General features: G+C 71.6%; 13 protein-coding genes, 1 tRNA gene and 1 pseudogene. 9 read left to right on the forward strand and 6 right to left on the reverse strand.

The features are described 5' to 3' along the window. Window positions 1-7: 7 nt before the first annotated feature. Window positions 8-1,417, reverse strand: a complete 1,410-nt coding sequence (locus ACWGH4_RS17625; RefSeq protein ID WP_453461476.1) for a M1 family metallopeptidase — start codon at window positions 1,415-1,417, stop codon at window positions 8-10. A 70-nt stretch (window positions 1,418-1,487) separates the two neighbouring features. Then, the gene (locus ACWGH4_RS17630) at window positions 1,488-2,027 is read right to left on the reverse strand and encodes a GlcG/HbpS family heme-binding protein (RefSeq protein WP_453461479.1); all 540 of its coding nucleotides are present in this window, start codon (window positions 2,025-2,027) and stop codon (window positions 1,488-1,490) included. A gap of 368 nt (window positions 2,028-2,395) precedes the next feature. On the opposite strand from ACWGH4_RS17630, the gene ACWGH4_RS17635 reads away from it, so the two are divergent. The 4 genes from ACWGH4_RS17635 to ACWGH4_RS17650 all read left to right on the forward strand — a co-directional run bounded on the left by ACWGH4_RS17635 (window position 2,396) and on the right by ACWGH4_RS17650 (window position 5,480). Next, the gene (locus ACWGH4_RS17635) at window positions 2,396-3,529 is read left to right on the forward strand and encodes a sensor histidine kinase (RefSeq protein ID WP_453461499.1); all 1,134 of its coding nucleotides are present in this window, start codon (window positions 2,396-2,398) and stop codon (window positions 3,527-3,529) included. After that, complete coding sequence (locus ACWGH4_RS17640; protein ID WP_453461482.1) at window positions 3,526-4,149, forward strand: response regulator; 624 nt, start codon at window positions 3,526-3,528, stop codon at window positions 4,147-4,149. The genes ACWGH4_RS17635 and ACWGH4_RS17640 overlap by 4 nt, the downstream gene beginning before the upstream one ends. A gap of 298 nt (window positions 4,150-4,447) precedes the next feature. Next, window positions 4,448-4,966 carry a hypothetical protein gene (locus tag ACWGH4_RS17645; RefSeq protein WP_441266756.1) on the forward strand — a complete coding sequence of 173 codons (519 nt, stop codon included), beginning with the start codon at window positions 4,448-4,450 and terminating at the stop codon, window positions 4,964-4,966. 13 nt (window positions 4,967-4,979) lie between these two features. Beyond that, entirely contained in the window at window positions 4,980-5,480 is a 501-nt protein-coding gene (locus ACWGH4_RS17650; protein WP_453461485.1) for a hypothetical protein, read from the forward strand. A 17-nt stretch (window positions 5,481-5,497) separates the two neighbouring features. On the opposite strand, the gene ACWGH4_RS17655 is transcribed toward ACWGH4_RS17650, so the two are convergent. After that, complete coding sequence (locus ACWGH4_RS17655) at window positions 5,498-6,142, reverse strand: pentapeptide repeat-containing protein (protein WP_453461502.1); 645 nt, start codon at window positions 6,140-6,142, stop codon at window positions 5,498-5,500. A gap of 144 nt (window positions 6,143-6,286) precedes the next feature. Here ACWGH4_RS17655 and ACWGH4_RS17660 point away from each other — a divergent pair, with 144 nt between their 5' ends. Together ACWGH4_RS17660 and ACWGH4_RS17665 are read left to right on the forward strand one after the other, a co-directional pair. Continuing rightward, window positions 6,287-7,483, forward strand: a complete 1,197-nt coding sequence (locus tag ACWGH4_RS17660) for an NAD(P)-binding protein (RefSeq protein WP_453461487.1) — start codon at window positions 6,287-6,289, stop codon at window positions 7,481-7,483. A gap of 46 nt (window positions 7,484-7,529) precedes the next feature. Beyond that, complete coding sequence (locus tag ACWGH4_RS17665; RefSeq protein WP_453461490.1) at window positions 7,530-8,525, forward strand: zinc-binding dehydrogenase; 996 nt, start codon at window positions 7,530-7,532, stop codon at window positions 8,523-8,525. A gap of 89 nt (window positions 8,526-8,614) precedes the next feature. On the opposite strand, the gene ACWGH4_RS17670 is transcribed toward ACWGH4_RS17665, so the two are convergent. Then, window positions 8,615-9,085 carry a GNAT family N-acetyltransferase gene (locus ACWGH4_RS17670; RefSeq protein WP_159690476.1) on the reverse strand — a complete coding sequence of 157 codons (471 nt, stop codon included), beginning with the start codon at window positions 9,083-9,085 and terminating at the stop codon, window positions 8,615-8,617. 168 nt (window positions 9,086-9,253) lie between these two features. On the opposite strand from ACWGH4_RS17670, the gene ACWGH4_RS17675 reads away from it, so the two are divergent. Beyond that, entirely contained in the window at window positions 9,254-10,645 is a 1,392-nt protein-coding gene (locus ACWGH4_RS17675; protein ID WP_453461493.1) for an NAD(P)/FAD-dependent oxidoreductase, read from the forward strand. 93 nt (window positions 10,646-10,738) lie between these two features. Here the strand turns inward: ACWGH4_RS17675 and ACWGH4_RS17680 are convergent. Continuing rightward, a pseudogene (locus tag ACWGH4_RS17680) lies at window positions 10,739-11,182 on the reverse strand (TerD family protein); the annotation flags it as partial. 39 nt (window positions 11,183-11,221) lie between these two features. Beyond that, window positions 11,222-11,297: transfer RNA gene (locus ACWGH4_RS17685), tRNA-Thr, on the reverse strand. 156 nt (window positions 11,298-11,453) lie between these two features. On the opposite strand from ACWGH4_RS17685, the gene ACWGH4_RS17690 reads away from it, so the two are divergent. Together ACWGH4_RS17690 and ACWGH4_RS17695 are read left to right on the forward strand one after the other, a co-directional pair. Next, window positions 11,454-12,911: an RNA-guided endonuclease InsQ/TnpB family protein gene (locus ACWGH4_RS17690; RefSeq protein ID WP_453461496.1), complete on the forward strand. Its 1,458-nt coding sequence runs from the start codon at window positions 11,454-11,456 to the stop codon at window positions 12,909-12,911. 246 nt (window positions 12,912-13,157) lie between these two features. Further along, a complete protein-coding gene (locus tag ACWGH4_RS17695) occupies window positions 13,158-14,285 on the forward strand; it encodes a sn-glycerol-3-phosphate ABC transporter ATP-binding protein UgpC (RefSeq protein WP_441266763.1) in 1,128 nt (375 codons plus the stop codon). Window positions 14,286-14,334: the final 49 nt, after the last annotated feature.

Raw genomic sequence — 14,334 nt, forward strand, 5'->3', positions numbered from 1 at the left:
GTCGCGCTCACGGGCTCCGGGGCTTGTCGTCCCCGTACAGCCACACCTCCCACAGCTCCGCCAGGTCCTTGCCCGACCTCGCCTCCGCATAGGCGGTGAAGTCGCCGGTGGAGGCGTTGGCGTGACGGTACTTCCGCGCCCAGCCGCGCGCGATCTTGAAGAACACGTCGTCGCCGACGGCCTCGCGGAGCTTGTGCAGCACCATCGCCCCGCGCCCGTAGACCGGCGCCGCGAAGATGTCCTCGGCGCGCGGCGGCACGGCCGGGGCGAAGGCCCAGTTCTCCTGGTCCGCGAAGGCGTCCTCGAAGCTCTCCCGCACCGGCGTGTCCCCTGCCTCCGCCAGCCACATCCACTCGGCGTAGGTGGCGAAGCTCTCGCTCAGCCAGATGTCCCGCCAGGACGCCGGCGTCACCGAGTTGCCGAACCACTGGTGGGCCAGCTCATGGACGAGGGTCTCCTCGTCGAACCGGTCCACCGGGAAAACCGGCCGGCTCTGCGTCTCCAGCGCGTATCCGACCTCCCCGGCGGGCACGACGACCGCGCCCGCCGACGAGAACGGGTACGGCCCGAACTTCTCCGTCCCCCACTCGACGATCCGCGGGAGCCGGCGCAGCAGCGCCGCACTCTCCTCCTCCGCCGCCGGATCGACGGCCGTCACGACGGGCAGCCCGGCCGCCGTGCGCGTGGTCGCCGTACGGAAGTCGCCGATCGCGAGCAGGACCAGGAAGCTCGCCATCGGCTGCTCGGAACGCCAAGTGAAAACGGTCCGGCCGCCCTTGGTGCGCTCACCCGCCGGCTCGCCGTTGGACACCGCCTCGTAGCCGTCGGGAACGGTGACGGTGATGTCGTACGCGGCCTTGTCCGCCGGGTGGTGGTTGCCGGGGAACCACGCCATGGAACCGACCGGCTGGCCGACCGCGAGGGCGTCACCGTCAGCCGCACGCAGCCAGCCCTCCTTGGAGCCGTCGGCGTCCGTGACCGTCTGCGGGACCCCGGTGTACCGGACGACGGTACGGAACTCGGCGCCCTTGTCGATGTCCCGGCGCGGACGCACCGTCAGTTCCGTACCGGCCCGGTTGACGGCGGCCTCCGCGCCGTCGACCGTCACACGCTCCACCGTCATCCCGCGCAGGTCGAGGTGGAAGGCGCTCAGGTCCTGGGTGGCGAGCGCGGTGAGCTCCGCGGTGCCCCGGAGGCGGCCGTCGCGGGGGTCGTAGCCGAGGGCGAGTCCGTAGTGCCGGACGTCGTAACCGCCGTTGCCGAGCCGGGGGAAGTACGGATCACGGAGCCCCGCGGCGCCCGGCGTTCCGCGCACGCCCGCACCGTCACCGGAGCAGCCCATGACGGCGGCCGCGACCAGCAACAGGGCGAGGGCGGTACGCAGAAGGGCGGGGCGGCGGGAGAGGTGCGGGTCCACCCCGAGATCCTAGGCAGGCGGCACCCCGGGGCGGGTCCCGAACAGGCCGGCCCCGGGGCGGCCCGCCCGGTCAGCGGCCGAGCGCGGCGGCGCCTGCCTGGGCGAACTTCTCGTCCAGCTCGCCGCTCGGCGCGCCCGCCACACCGATGCCGGCGACCGGAGCGCCCTTGGCCTGCACCGGCACCCCGCCGCTGAGGAACAGCGTCCCCGGGATGTCCTTCAGGTTCGGGGCCTGCTCCAGCCGCTTGACCAGCTCGGAGGTGGCGGCGTTCCAGGACACCGCGGTGTACGCCTTCTTCTCCGCCGACTCGTACGACTGCGGGCCCGCGCCGTCGCCGCGCAGGGTGACGATCGTGTTGCCGTTCCGGTCGACGACCGCGACGGTGACGCGCTGGTTCTCCTGCTCCGCGGCGTCGAGAGCGGCCTGCGCGGCCCTGGTGGCCGCGTCGATCGTCAGGTGCGTGGACTGCTGAAGGCTGCGGGTCGCGACGTCGGCGGTGACGGCGGCCTTGGTCTCCGCGGCCGGGGCGGAGGCGTTCGCCGCTACGGCGCCGAACGTGCCGACGGCGACAACGGCTGCGGTGGCGGCACCGATCAGGGTCTTCTTCATCCGGGTGGCTCCTTCATGAGGGCGGCTGTTCCGCCGTGGCTCTCGCTCTGCCATCGATCCTCCGGCCGCCAAGTGCCCGGTACGGTCCACGCTCCGGCTGCCCTCGGCGCGCATGATGGACGACGGGCGTGTCAGCCGATCGGTTGATGCCCCCATGGGTCCGCCGGGCCACCATGAGAAGCAGGCCCAGGTCAGGGGCCTGGTCGGTCGAGGAGACGACGGTGGACGAGGAACAGGGCAGGGGCGGGGCCCCGGAGCGGGTACGGCCCCGGGAGCGGACCCGCCCGCGGGTGCCGGACCGGCACGGCGGGCCCGCGGGCGGGCAGCACGGGGAGCAGGACCCCGACGCCCGGTGGCTGGCCGGTGTGATGCACGCGGCGTTCTTCCTGCTGCTCGGCGCCTCGCTCGTCCGCTATCTGCTCCGCCACCCCTGGGAGTTCCGGTCCCCGTGGATCATCGGGCTCTCCGTGACCCTCGCCGTCCTCTACACGGTGGGCCCCGTGTTCGGCCCGCGCGCCACCCCCCGCCGGCTGATGTGGCTGGTCACCGTCGTGGCCGTCTGGGTGGTCCTCGTCCTCCTCGCCCCGAGCTTCGCCTGGTGCGCCGTGCCCCTCCTCTACACGGGACTGCGCGCGCTGCCGACCCGCGCGGCGATCGCCCTGGTCGCCCTGCTCACGGTGTTCGTCGTCGCCGCGCAGCTGCAACTCGCGCAGGGCGGCTTCGACCCGAACCTGGTCATCGCGCCGCCCGCCGTCGCAGCCGTCGCCACGGCCGTCTTCGTCCACGCGGAACGGCTCGCCGACCGCCGGCGGGCACTCATCGACGACCTGGTCCGCACCCGCCGCGAACTCGCCGCCACCGAGCGCCGTGAAGGCACTCTCGCCGAACGGCAGCGGCTGTCCATGGAGATCCACGACACCCTCGCGCAGAGCCTGTCCAGTCAGCAGATGCTGCTCCAGGCCGCGGACCGCACCTGGGACAGCGACCCGTCCGCCGCCCGCGGCCATGTCCGCACCGCCGAGTCCATCGCGGAGCGCAGCCTCGCCGAGGCCCGCCGCTTCGTCCACGACCTGGCCCCGGCCGACCTCGCCGAGGGCGGGAGCCTGCCAGAAGCACTCCGGACGCTCGCCGCCCGGGAGTCCACCGACGCCCTCCCCGTCCGCTTCCACCTCGACGGCCCGCCCGCGCCGCTGCCCGACCGGGTCCAGTCCGCGCTGCTGCGTATCGCCCAGGGCGCGCTGGCGAACGTACGGGAGCACGCCGGTGCCACCGCCGCCACGCTGACCCTCACGCTCATGGGCGACCAAGTCGTCCTCGACGTCGCGGACGACGGACGCGGCTTCGACCCCGCCGCCGGCCGCTCCTCCTCCGGCGTGCGCGGACACGGTCTGCCCGCGATCAGGGCCCGTGTCGAACAGCTCGGCGGCACCCTCACCATCGAGTCCGCACCCGGCGAAGGCACCGTGCTGTCCGCCGCGATCCCGTTGGAGGCCCGCTCATGACCGCCGTACGGATCCTGCTCTGCGACGACCACGTCGTCGTCCGCGCCGGACTGCTCGCGCTCCTCGGCAGCGAGCCCGACATCGAGGTCGTCGGCGAGGCCGGCAGCGGCGAGGAGGCCGTCGCGATGGCCGCCAAACTGAAGCCGGACGTCGTCCTGATGGACCTCCAGCTGGGCGCCGGCATCGACGGCGTCGAGGCCACCCGCCGTATCGCCTCTCCCGGCACCCATGTGCTGGTCCTGACCACCTACGACACGGACGCGGACATCACCCGGGCCATCGAGGCCGGCGCGACCGGCTACCTCCTCAAGGCGGAACGCCCCGAGGAACTGTTCGCGGCGATCCGGGCGGCCTCGCAGGGCCGCACCGCGCTGTCGGCGCCCGTGGCGAGCCGGGTCATGGACCGGATGCGCGGAGCCGCCGCCCCGTCGCTGACCGACCGGGAACGCGACATCCTCGGCCAGCTGGCGCACGGCCTCGGCAACCGCGAGATCGCCCGCGCCCTGTTCATCAGCGAGGCGACCGTGAAGACCCACCTGGGCCGTATCTACGCCAAGCTCGGCGTGGACACCCGGGCGGGCGCGGTGGCGGTGGCGAAGGAACAACGCCTGCTGCCGTGACACCGGCGACGTCGACGGCCCCGCTGCCGCGGCGGCTGCGGCCGCCAGGACCGGCTAGGGCTTGAGCTGCTTGCGGCGGTGGCGGCTGCGGCACCGGGTCTGCCTCCGGCTGCGTGGCGGCCCCTGAACCGGCCCCGGACCGGCCGCGGCTGCGACCGCCGCGGTGACACCGGAACCGGGCCCGGCCGACTCCGGCCGCAGCTGCGACCCCCGCCCCCGTCGTCTCCGCCGTGCGGCGGAGACGGTCCGCCGCGCAGGAGGAAGCGTCACCTCGACCCCCGCGGCCATCGTGGTTGTCATGACCGCCTCGACCGCATCCTGCCGCCCGTCGGACCCGCCCACCGCCACCGTGCCGGCGCTCGCCCCCGCTCCTCGCTGGGCGCGCCGTGCCGCCCACGCCATCGCCCTGTGCGCCCTGCCCTCCGGTCTGTGGCGCATCGCCATGGCGAGCGGTGTCTACGTCGGCTACAGCGACCAGGTCCTGCGCGACGCCTTCGGCATCCCCGGCTGGGGCATCGCCTACGTCGTCGGCCTCGCCGTCGTCTCCGAGCTCGCCGCCCTGTTCCCCCTGCTCCTGGTCAGCGACCGGTGGCAGCCGCTGCGCCCCCGTACGCTCGCCGCCCTCGCCTGGACCGCGTCGGCCCTGACGGTCCTCTTCGCGCTGTGGCAGGTGGTGGTCCTGTTCACCGTGGAGAGCCGGACCTACATGTCGGGCACCGCCGAGACCGTCTGGGCCTTCTTCTTCGGGCCGCTCGCCGCCGTCCCCTTCCTGCTGACCGCCGTCACCTGGTCGTACAGCAGGCGCCGCCGGGCATGACACCATCGACCACGTGCTCGACATCGGCTACTCCCTCTCGCGCCGCTTCCCCGACCCGCCGCAGACCGACTACCGGCGCGCGGAAGTACAGGCGCTGCGCCACGACCTCTTCTGCGGTGACGTCTATCTCGCCGACACCGAGAAGGACCGGGAGGTATCCACAGCCTGGGGATGGGTCCCGGTACTCGACTTCGCCTGGGCCCTGTGCGACATCGTCGAGCAGCTCGACCGCGACCCGCTCGGCAGCCGCGCGTCGAAGCCCCAGTACGCCGAGCTGGACTTCACGGAGTCCAGCGACCGGATGCTCTTCGAGCGCCGCTTCGGATGGGTCGACGTCGAGGCCGACTGGATGCCCGGCGACGAGCCGCCGATCACCTTCAGCCACGCCGAACTCCGCCGTGAGGCCCGCGACTTCCTGCACGACCTGATCGCCGACCTCACCGACATGCACGAGGGCCTCGGCGACAACCCGGTGATCTGGGACCTCCAGGCCCGCTTCCCCCGCACGGCCTGACCGGCCGGGCCCGCCCGCTACTCCACCCGCACGCCGATCTGCGCCGCGAACGCGGGTGCCAGCTCCAGCAGTTGCCCCGGGCTGATCACCGCCCCGGCCAGCCGCTCCACCCCGCGTGCGATGTCCAGCTCCGCCGCCCCGCGCAGGTCGACGTCCTTCATCCGGACCCCGGTCAGATCGACCCGCCGCAGCACGCAGTCCCGGAACTCCACCCGCTCCAGCCGCGCGCCCCCGAAGTCCGCCTCCGACAGCACGCAGCCGTGGAACACGACGTCCGTCAGTCCCGCCTCCCGAAGATTCAGATAGTCGATCTTGCCGCCGCGCAGCACCACCCCCGTCAGCGACGCCCCGTGCAGCTGCGCCCCGCCCAGCCGCGCCTCACGCACCTCCACATCACGCAGCGAGGCCCCGGCGAGATCCGCCCCCACCCCGCGGACCCCGTCGAGCACGCAGTCCACGAAACGGGCCTGCGTCAACTGCGTCCCGTCCAGGACGCAGTCCATCAGCGCGCAGTCGATGAAGCGGGCCCCCGCCCCCTGCTGACCGCCCAGGTCCAGTCCCTCGAACCGCAGCCCGTCGTAATCCCCGTCCGGCACCAGTGCGCCGCCGCCGAACTCCTCGAGCCGCGGCAGCCGCACCTCGGTCACCCTCGCCGCCGCCACTGCCGCTCTCCGCGCCTTCGCCATTCCCCCATGGTGACGTGCGCCACTGACAACGGCTTCGCGCCCGTCCGATGTCACATCCCCCGGCCCCCGATCCGTCGCAGCCGTGAGAGCGACGAGCCGAACATCCCGGGAGAGACAGCCATGCATGAGATCACCGTCATCGGCGGCGGCTTCGCCGGCCTCACCGCGGCCATCACCGCCGCCGAGTCCGGCGCCCGTGTGTCCCTGTACGAGGCCCACCACACCCTCGGGGGACGCGCCCGCACCAGCGACGGCCCCTACCGGACCAATGACGGCCCCCACGCCCTCTACAACCGCGGCCCCCACTGGACCTGGCTCAAGCAGCGCAACCTGCTCGGCCCCCTCGCGCCCCTGCCTCCCCTCGAAGGAGCACGCTTCCGCTTCCGCCGCGACGGCGCGCTGCGCAGGACCCCACCCCTCGGAATGCTCAGGCTCGCCCGCCGTCCCGCCGGCTCGGCCCCCGTCGACACCGACTTCCTGACCTGGGCGACGACCGTCGCGGACGAGCACGCCGCCCGGGCGGCCGCCCACTACATGGGCGTCGCCCTCTTCCACCACGACCCCGGCTCGCTCTCCGCCGCGTTCGTCCACGAACGCCTCCGACGGGCCACGGCCCTGCCGCCGGAGGCCCACTACCCGCGCGGCGGCTGGGGGCAGGTCATCGAGCGGATGGCCGCCCGCGCCTGGGACCTGGGCGTACGCATCGAGACCACGTCACGCGTCGACGCCCTGCCCGAAGGGCACGGCCCCGTCATCGTCGCCACCACCCTCGACGCGGCCCGCCGCATCCTCGGCGACGACACCCTGCGCTGGACCAGCGGCCGCACCACCCTGGTCGACCTGGCGCTGCGGACCCGGCGCGGCGACGCGTTCGTGGTCTCCGACCTCGACGCCCCCGGCTGGCTCGAACGCTTCACCGCCCAGGACCCGACCCTCGCCCCCGCCGGGCAGCAACTGGTGCAGGGACAGCTCCCCATCGCCCCCGACGCGTCCAAGGCCGACGGAACCGCCCACGCGGAGGCACTCCTCGACCTCGGGTTCCCCGGCTGGCGGGAGCGGACCGTGTGGCGGCGCGAAGCGCTCGCCAACGGCCGTACCGGCGCCGTCGACCTGCCCGGCACCACCTGGCGCGACCGTCCCGCCATCGACCGCGGTGACGGCGTCTACCTCGCCGGGGACCAGGTGGCAGCGCCGGGGCTGCTCTCGGAGGTGTCCTTCAACAGCGCGCTGGAGGCGGTCTCGCTCGCGCTGCGCGGCAGCGGCAGCGGCAGCGCGCACCGGTCGGCCCGCAACCGCCTTGACGTCAAGCGCGCTTGAGGTTGAAGAGTGGGCTTGACGACCCCACCACAAGGGAGCCCACACCATGCACGCCGTCCGCCTGCACGCCTTCGGCCCCGCGGAGAACCTGACCTACGAGACGGCCGACGACCCCGTACCCGGCCCCGGCCAGGTACGGATCGCCGTCGCCGCCGCCGGTGTCCATCTCCTCGACACCGCGCTGCGCGAGGGCGCGCAAGGCCCGTACCCGGTCGCCGTGGAACTGCCGACGATCCCCGGCCGCGAAGTCGCCGGCGTCGTCGAGTCCCTCGGCGAGGGCACCGACCCCGCCTGGCTCGGCAAGCGCGTCGTCGCCCACCTCGGCATGGCGCCCGGGGGCTACGCCGAACTCGCCGTCACCGGCGGGGACCGACTCCACGAGATCCCCGGAGAACTCGACGAGGCGGCGGCCGTCGCCATGATCGGCACCGGAAGGACCGCGCTCGGCATCCTCCAGTACACCGACCTCGGGCCCGACGACATCGTGATCGTCCCCGCCGCCGCGGGCGGCATCGGCACACTGATCGTCCAGTACGCCAAGAACGCCGGCGCCACCGTCGTCGGCCTGGCCGGCGGCCCCGCCAAAACCGCCCGCGTACGCGACAACGGCGCCGACCTGGCCGTCGACTACACCCGCCCGGACTGGCCCGACACCGTACGCGGCCACCTCGGCGACCGGCGTGCAGGCGTCGTCTACGACTCCGTCGGCGGCAAGGCCGGCCGCGCCGCCGTGGACCTCCTCGGCAAGGGCGGCAAGCACATCGTCTTCGGCTGGTCCAGCCAGGGCATCCTCTCCGACAGCCCGCTGACCCTCACCGCGGAGGAACTCGCAGAACGCGGCATCACCTCACAGGGCGTCCTCGGCCCCGCCATGCTCGAGAAGGCCGGCGGTCTGCGCGCCCTCGAGAGCCGCGCCCTCGCCGAGGCCGCCGCCGGCCGGCTCCGCCCCGCCGTCCAGCGCTACGCCCTGTCGGACGCCGCCGACGCGCACCGCGCCCTCGAGACACGCGGCACCGTCGGCAAGGTCGTCCTCGTCCCGTAAGGCCCCGCCCCGTCACATCCTGGTCCCGTGGTGACGTCCCGGCCCCCGGTGTCCAGGACCCGTGGCCCCCGGACCCACCAAAGGGAGGATCAGGCTCCGAGGCTCTTGAGCGCCCCGTCGGTCAGCCGGTAGACCGTCCACTCGTCCTGCGGCCGTGCCCCCAGCGACCTGTAGAAGTCGATCGACGGGGTGTTCCAGTTCAGCACCGACCACTCCAGACGCTCGTAGCCGCGCTCCACGCAGATCCGCGCCAACTCCGTGAGCAGCGCCTTCCCGTGGCCGCCGCCCCGCAGCCCCGGCCGCACGTACAGGTCCTCCAGGTAGATCCCGTGCACACCGCGCCACGTCGAGAAGTTCAGGAACCACAGCGCGAAACCGGCGACCTCGCCGTCCTCCGTCTCCGCGATGTGCGCGAACGCCGCGGGCCGCTCACCGAACAGCGCCTCACGCAGCTGCTCCTCGGTCGCGTTCGCCTCGTGCAAGGCCTTCTCGTATTCGGCGAGCTCCCGGACCATCTCGTGGATCACGGGCACATCGGCGGGTGCGGCAGTACGAATCATGCGCCCAGCCTGCCCTTACGACCGCTCGTCGCGCCAGAAGATTCCACGGAGCGGACCACCGCCCGCCCGGCCGCCGCCCATGCCGCCGCCCTACGTCGCGGAAAGCGCCCCGGAGCAGTACATTCCCGCCACACGGCCCACCCAACGGCAGGGAAAGCAGCGACCCACATGAACACCGTCAACGGCGGCATATCGTTCTGGTACGCGCAGGACGGCGCCCCCGTCCCCCGCGAACCCCTCCCCGGCGACAGCAACGCCGACGTCTGCATCGTCGGCGGCGGATACACCGGCCTGTGGACCGCGTACTACCTCAAGAAGGCCGTCCCGTTCCTCAACATCACCGTCCTGGAAGCCACGTTCTGCGGGTACGGCGCCTCGGGACGCAACGGCGGCTGGCTCTACAACGGCATCGCCGGACGCGACCGCTACGCCCGGCTCCACGGCCACGACGCGGCCGTACGCCTCCAGCAGGCCATGAACGACACCGTCGACGAAGTCGTCCGCGTCGCCGGCGAGGAGAAGATCGACGCCGACATCCACAAGGGCGGCGTTCTCGAGGTCGCCCGCACGCCCGCCCAGCTCCAGCGCCTGAAGGACTTCCACTCCGTCGAGATCGCCTTCGGCGAGAAGGACCGTGTCCTGCTCGGCGCCCGTGAGACCGCGGAACGCGTCCACGTCAGCGGCGCCGTCGCCGGCAGCTGGACCCCGCACGGCGCCCGCCTGCACCCGGTGAAGCTGGTCAAGGGCCTGGCCGCCGCCGTGGAGGCGCTCGGCGTCACCGTCCACGAGTCGACGCCCGTCACGGAGATCAGGCCCAAGCACGCCGTCACCCCGTACGGCACCGTCCGCGCTCCCTACATCCTGCGCTGCACCGAGGGGTTCACCGCGTCCCTCAAGGGCCAGCACCGCACCTGGCTCCCCATGAACTCCTCCATGATCGTCACGGAGCCGCTCCCGGACGACGCGTGGGACGAGATCGGCTGGTCCGGCCGCGAGACCCTCGGCGACATGGCCCACGCCTACATGTACGCCCAGCGCACCGCCGACAACCGCATCGCGATCGGCGGGCGCGGCGCCCCCTACCGCTACGGCTCGCGGACCGACAACGACGGACGCACCGGCCCCGCCACCGTCGAGGCGCTGCGCGAGATCCTGATCCGCTTCTTCCCCCGGCTCGCCGGGGCCCGGATCGCCCACGCCTGGTCGGGCGTCCTCGGCGTCCCGCGCGACTGGTGCGCGACCGCCACCCTCGACCGCTCCACCGGCCTCGGCTGGGCCGGCGGTTACGTCGGCTCCGGCGTGGCCACCTCCAACCTGGCCGCCCGCACCCTGCGCGACCTGATCCAGCAGGACTCCGGCCAGTCGGGCCCCACCGACCTGACCGCGCTCCCCTGGGTGAACCACAAGGTCCGCAAGTGGGAACCGGAACCCCTGCGCTGGCTGGGCGTCCACACCCTCTACTCCGCGTACCGCAGGGCCGACCGGTACGAGGCCGCCACCCACACCCCGACGACGGCCCGCCTCGCGACCCTGGCGGACAAGATCTCCGGCCGCCACTGACCGGACACGACGAAGGGCCCCCGGACGGTCTGTCCGGGGGGCCCTTCGCATCTCAAAGAGCCCGGGCCGCACCACGCCGACCCGGCAGCCGGTTCACTCCACCTCGATCCCGAAGTCCCCCACGAGCTCCTCCAAGCCGCCTCGGTAGCCCTTGCCGCCCAGTACGAACTCCCAGTCGCCGCTGGCACGCCGCCGGAACGATCCCAGTACCAGTGCCGTCTCAGCGTCGCGGCCGTCCGACACAACCAACCGGTCCAACTCCACGCCCGACGCGTCGCGGAGCCGGATTCCGGCATCCGCGAACGTTGAGAGATCAGCGTCCGGATTCACCTCCGGATCGACCGCCGCCACCAGCACGAGGCGATCCGCCCTGTCCGGCAGTGCATCGAAGGCCACCCGAATCGCCGTCCGGTCTCCAGCGAACGAACCGAGCATGCGCACAGAACCGTCCGGTGTCGCCTCGTTGTTGAAGAACACGAAGACGCCCCATTCGACGCACCCCTCCCCAGGTACACCCCGACACACCCCCGCAAACACAAGTGTCCCGGACCTGAAGGGTCCGGGACACGAGTTCGGTGGAGCCGCCTGTCGGAATCGAACCGACGACCTGGAGCTTACAAGGCAACCGCTCTGCCAACTGAGCTAAGGCGGCAGCTTCACACGGGTCACACGCGCGTGAAAGCGTCACCACTCTACACAGAGCGCCGGACAACACACGAAGACCATTACGACGGCCGTAACCACCCGTCCTCAGGTTCGTTGAACGGACTGACGTTCTGTTCCGACTATCGGACAGTAGGGGGGAGGCATGATGGAAGCACCTGCCCGCATCGGCGGCGAGGCAGCGAAACGCGTCAAGCGGGAGGCGCTGGGCATCGCCGACCGGCGCAAGCATCAGAATCGTGCGGCAACCCCCGTGCAGCACCGCCCCAAGGAGTCCGGTACCCAGCAGCGCGTCTACCGCTTCCGCTTCTACCCGACCGCGAGCCAGGCCGAGCAGCTGGAGCAAACCTTCGGCGCCTGCCGATGGGTCTACAACGAAGGGCTCGCCCTACGAGCGAGCGCCTGGGAACACCATCGGGTGTCGGTGGGGTTCGCGGAGACGTGCCGGGCATTGACGGGGTGGCGACGGGCCGAGGGGAAATCGTGGCTGCGGGATGTCTCGTCGACGGTTCTGCAGCAGACACTGCGGCACTTGGACGGTGCGTTCTCACGGTTCTTCAAGGGGACGGCGAATTACCCGAAGCCGAAGAAGAAGCGCCGGTCCCGGGATTCGGCGACGTACGTGCGGACCGGCTTCCGCTGGGTCGAGGACCCGGAGCGACCGGGTACGGGTCTGGTCACGCTGGCCAAGCAGCGCGAGCCGCTTGATGTGAGGTGGTCCCGTCCGGTGCCCCCGGGCGAAAGGCCGGTGAAGTTGACGGTGACACGTGACCGGGCCGGCCGGTATTTCCTGTCGGTGCTGGTCGAGGAGCGGATCGAGCCCCTGCCTGTCGCGTTCCTGCCCGGTGGGCGTGAACCGAAGGTGGTCGGGCTGGATCTCGGTCTGGCGGCGCTGGTGACGTTGGACGACGGTACGAAGCTGGAGCACCCTCGGCTGCTCCGAAAGTACGCAAATGAGCTGGCGCAGCGGCAACGGGATCTACATCGCAAGGGGAGGGGTTCGAGGAACAGGGAGAAGGCTCGGGAGCGGATCGCGCGCCTGTATGCATTCATCAGTGACGTTCGCAGGGATCTGCTGGACCAGTTCACAACCCGCCTTGTGCGCGAGAACCAAGTGCTCGTGGTGGAAGACCTGCCGATCACCAATCTGATGCGCCGCGCTGTCGGCGAGGGGCGGCGAAGGAAGGCGAAGCTGAACCGGTCGATCATTGATGCGGCCTGGGGTGAGTTGCTGCGCCAGCTGCGGTACAAGTGCGCGTGGTACGGACGGACGCTGGTGATCGTGGACCGCTTCTTCCCCTCCACCCGTCGTTGCTCCTCCTGTCATGTGACAGGTCCAAAGCTGGACGTGTCCGTACGGGAGTGGACGTGCCAGGGCTGCGGTGTCGTGCACGACCGGGACGTGAACGCGGCGGCGAATCTGCGCGACGAGGGAATGCGGCTGTACTGGTCGGTAGTGATGGCACTACCGCCGAACCGGCCGGCTCCATCGCTGGTCAAAGCATCGATGCTGCCTGAGGATCATCTGACAGCTCAGGCAACACGGACCGACGGGCCGTCGGCCGAATGCCTGTGGAGCCCGCGTAAGACCGTCCAGGCATGACCCTCAGGGCCATGCCGGTTCGGCGATGGGCGTTGAAGCAGGAAACTGTCCGGCACTCAGGACAGAGGTCAAAAGTGAGGTGCTCTGCCGCTTCAGGCCCCGACCCTCGACATTTTCGTGACCCATGAGCTACTGACAGACGGCACATCGCCAGGTAGCGTCACGGCAGGTTCACACCGTTGGACCAGACCACTCCCTTACTCGGATCGTCCGGCACGTTCCTGCCGGTGAAGGAGACACATCAGCATGGCTACTGTCACGTTCGACAAGGCGACCCGGATCTACCCGGGCTCCGAGAAGCCCGCCGTCGACCAGCTCGAGATCGAGACCGAGGACGGCGAGTTCCTCGTCCTCGTCGGGCCGTCCGGCTGCGGCAAGTCGACCTCCCTGCGGATGCTCGCGGGTCTCGAGGACGTCAACGGCGGATCCATCCGGATCGGCAACCGCGACGTCACGCACCTGCCGCCGAAGGACCGGGACATCGCCATGGTGTTCCAGAACTACGCGCTCTACCCGCACATGACCGTCGCCGACAACATGGGCTTCGCGCTCAAGATCGCCGGCGTCAACAAGAGCGAGATCCGCAAGAAGGTCGAAGAGGCCGCGAAGATCCTCGACCTCAGCGACTACCTGGACCGCAAGCCGAAGGCCCTCTCCGGTGGTCAGCGCCAGCGTGTCGCGATGGGCCGCGCCATCGTGCGTGAGCCGCAGGTCTTCCTCATGGACGAGCCGCTGTCGAACCTGGACGCCAAGCTCCGTGTCTCCACCCGTACGCAGATCGCGAGCCTGCAGCGCCGCCTCGGCATCACCACCGTGTACGTCACGCACGACCAGGTCGAGGCCATGACCATGGGCGACCGGGTGGCCGTGCTGAAGGACGGCCTGCTCCAGCAGGTCGACTCGCCGCGCAACATGTACGACCGTCCCGCCAACCTCTTCGTCGCCGGCTTCATCGGCTCCCCGGCGATGAACCTCGTCGAGGTCCCGATCACCGACGGTGGCGTGAAGTTCGGCAACAGCGTCGTCCCGGTCTCCCGTGAGGCCCTGTCCGCCGCCGCCGACAAGGGCGACACGACCGTCACGGTCGGCGTCCGCCCCGAGCACTTCGACGTCGTCGAGCACGGCGCCGGTGACACCAAGACCCTCTCCAAGGACGCCCCGGCCGGCCTCGCCGTGTCCGTGAACGTCGTGGAGGAGCTCGGCGCCGACGGCTACGTGTACGGCTCCGCCCAGGTCGGCGGCGAGCACAAGGACCTCGTCGTCCGCGTCGGCGGCCGCGCCGTCCCGGCCAAGGGCAGCGAGCTCCACGTCGTGCCGCGCTCCGGCGAGATCCACGTCTTCTCGACGTCGACGGGCGAGCGCCTCAGCGGCTGACCCGCCGAGCGGCCGGGCCGCGAAGCACAGCAGCGACGAAAGGCCGGGC

Source organism: Streptomyces sp. NPDC054847 (assembly GCF_053610925.1).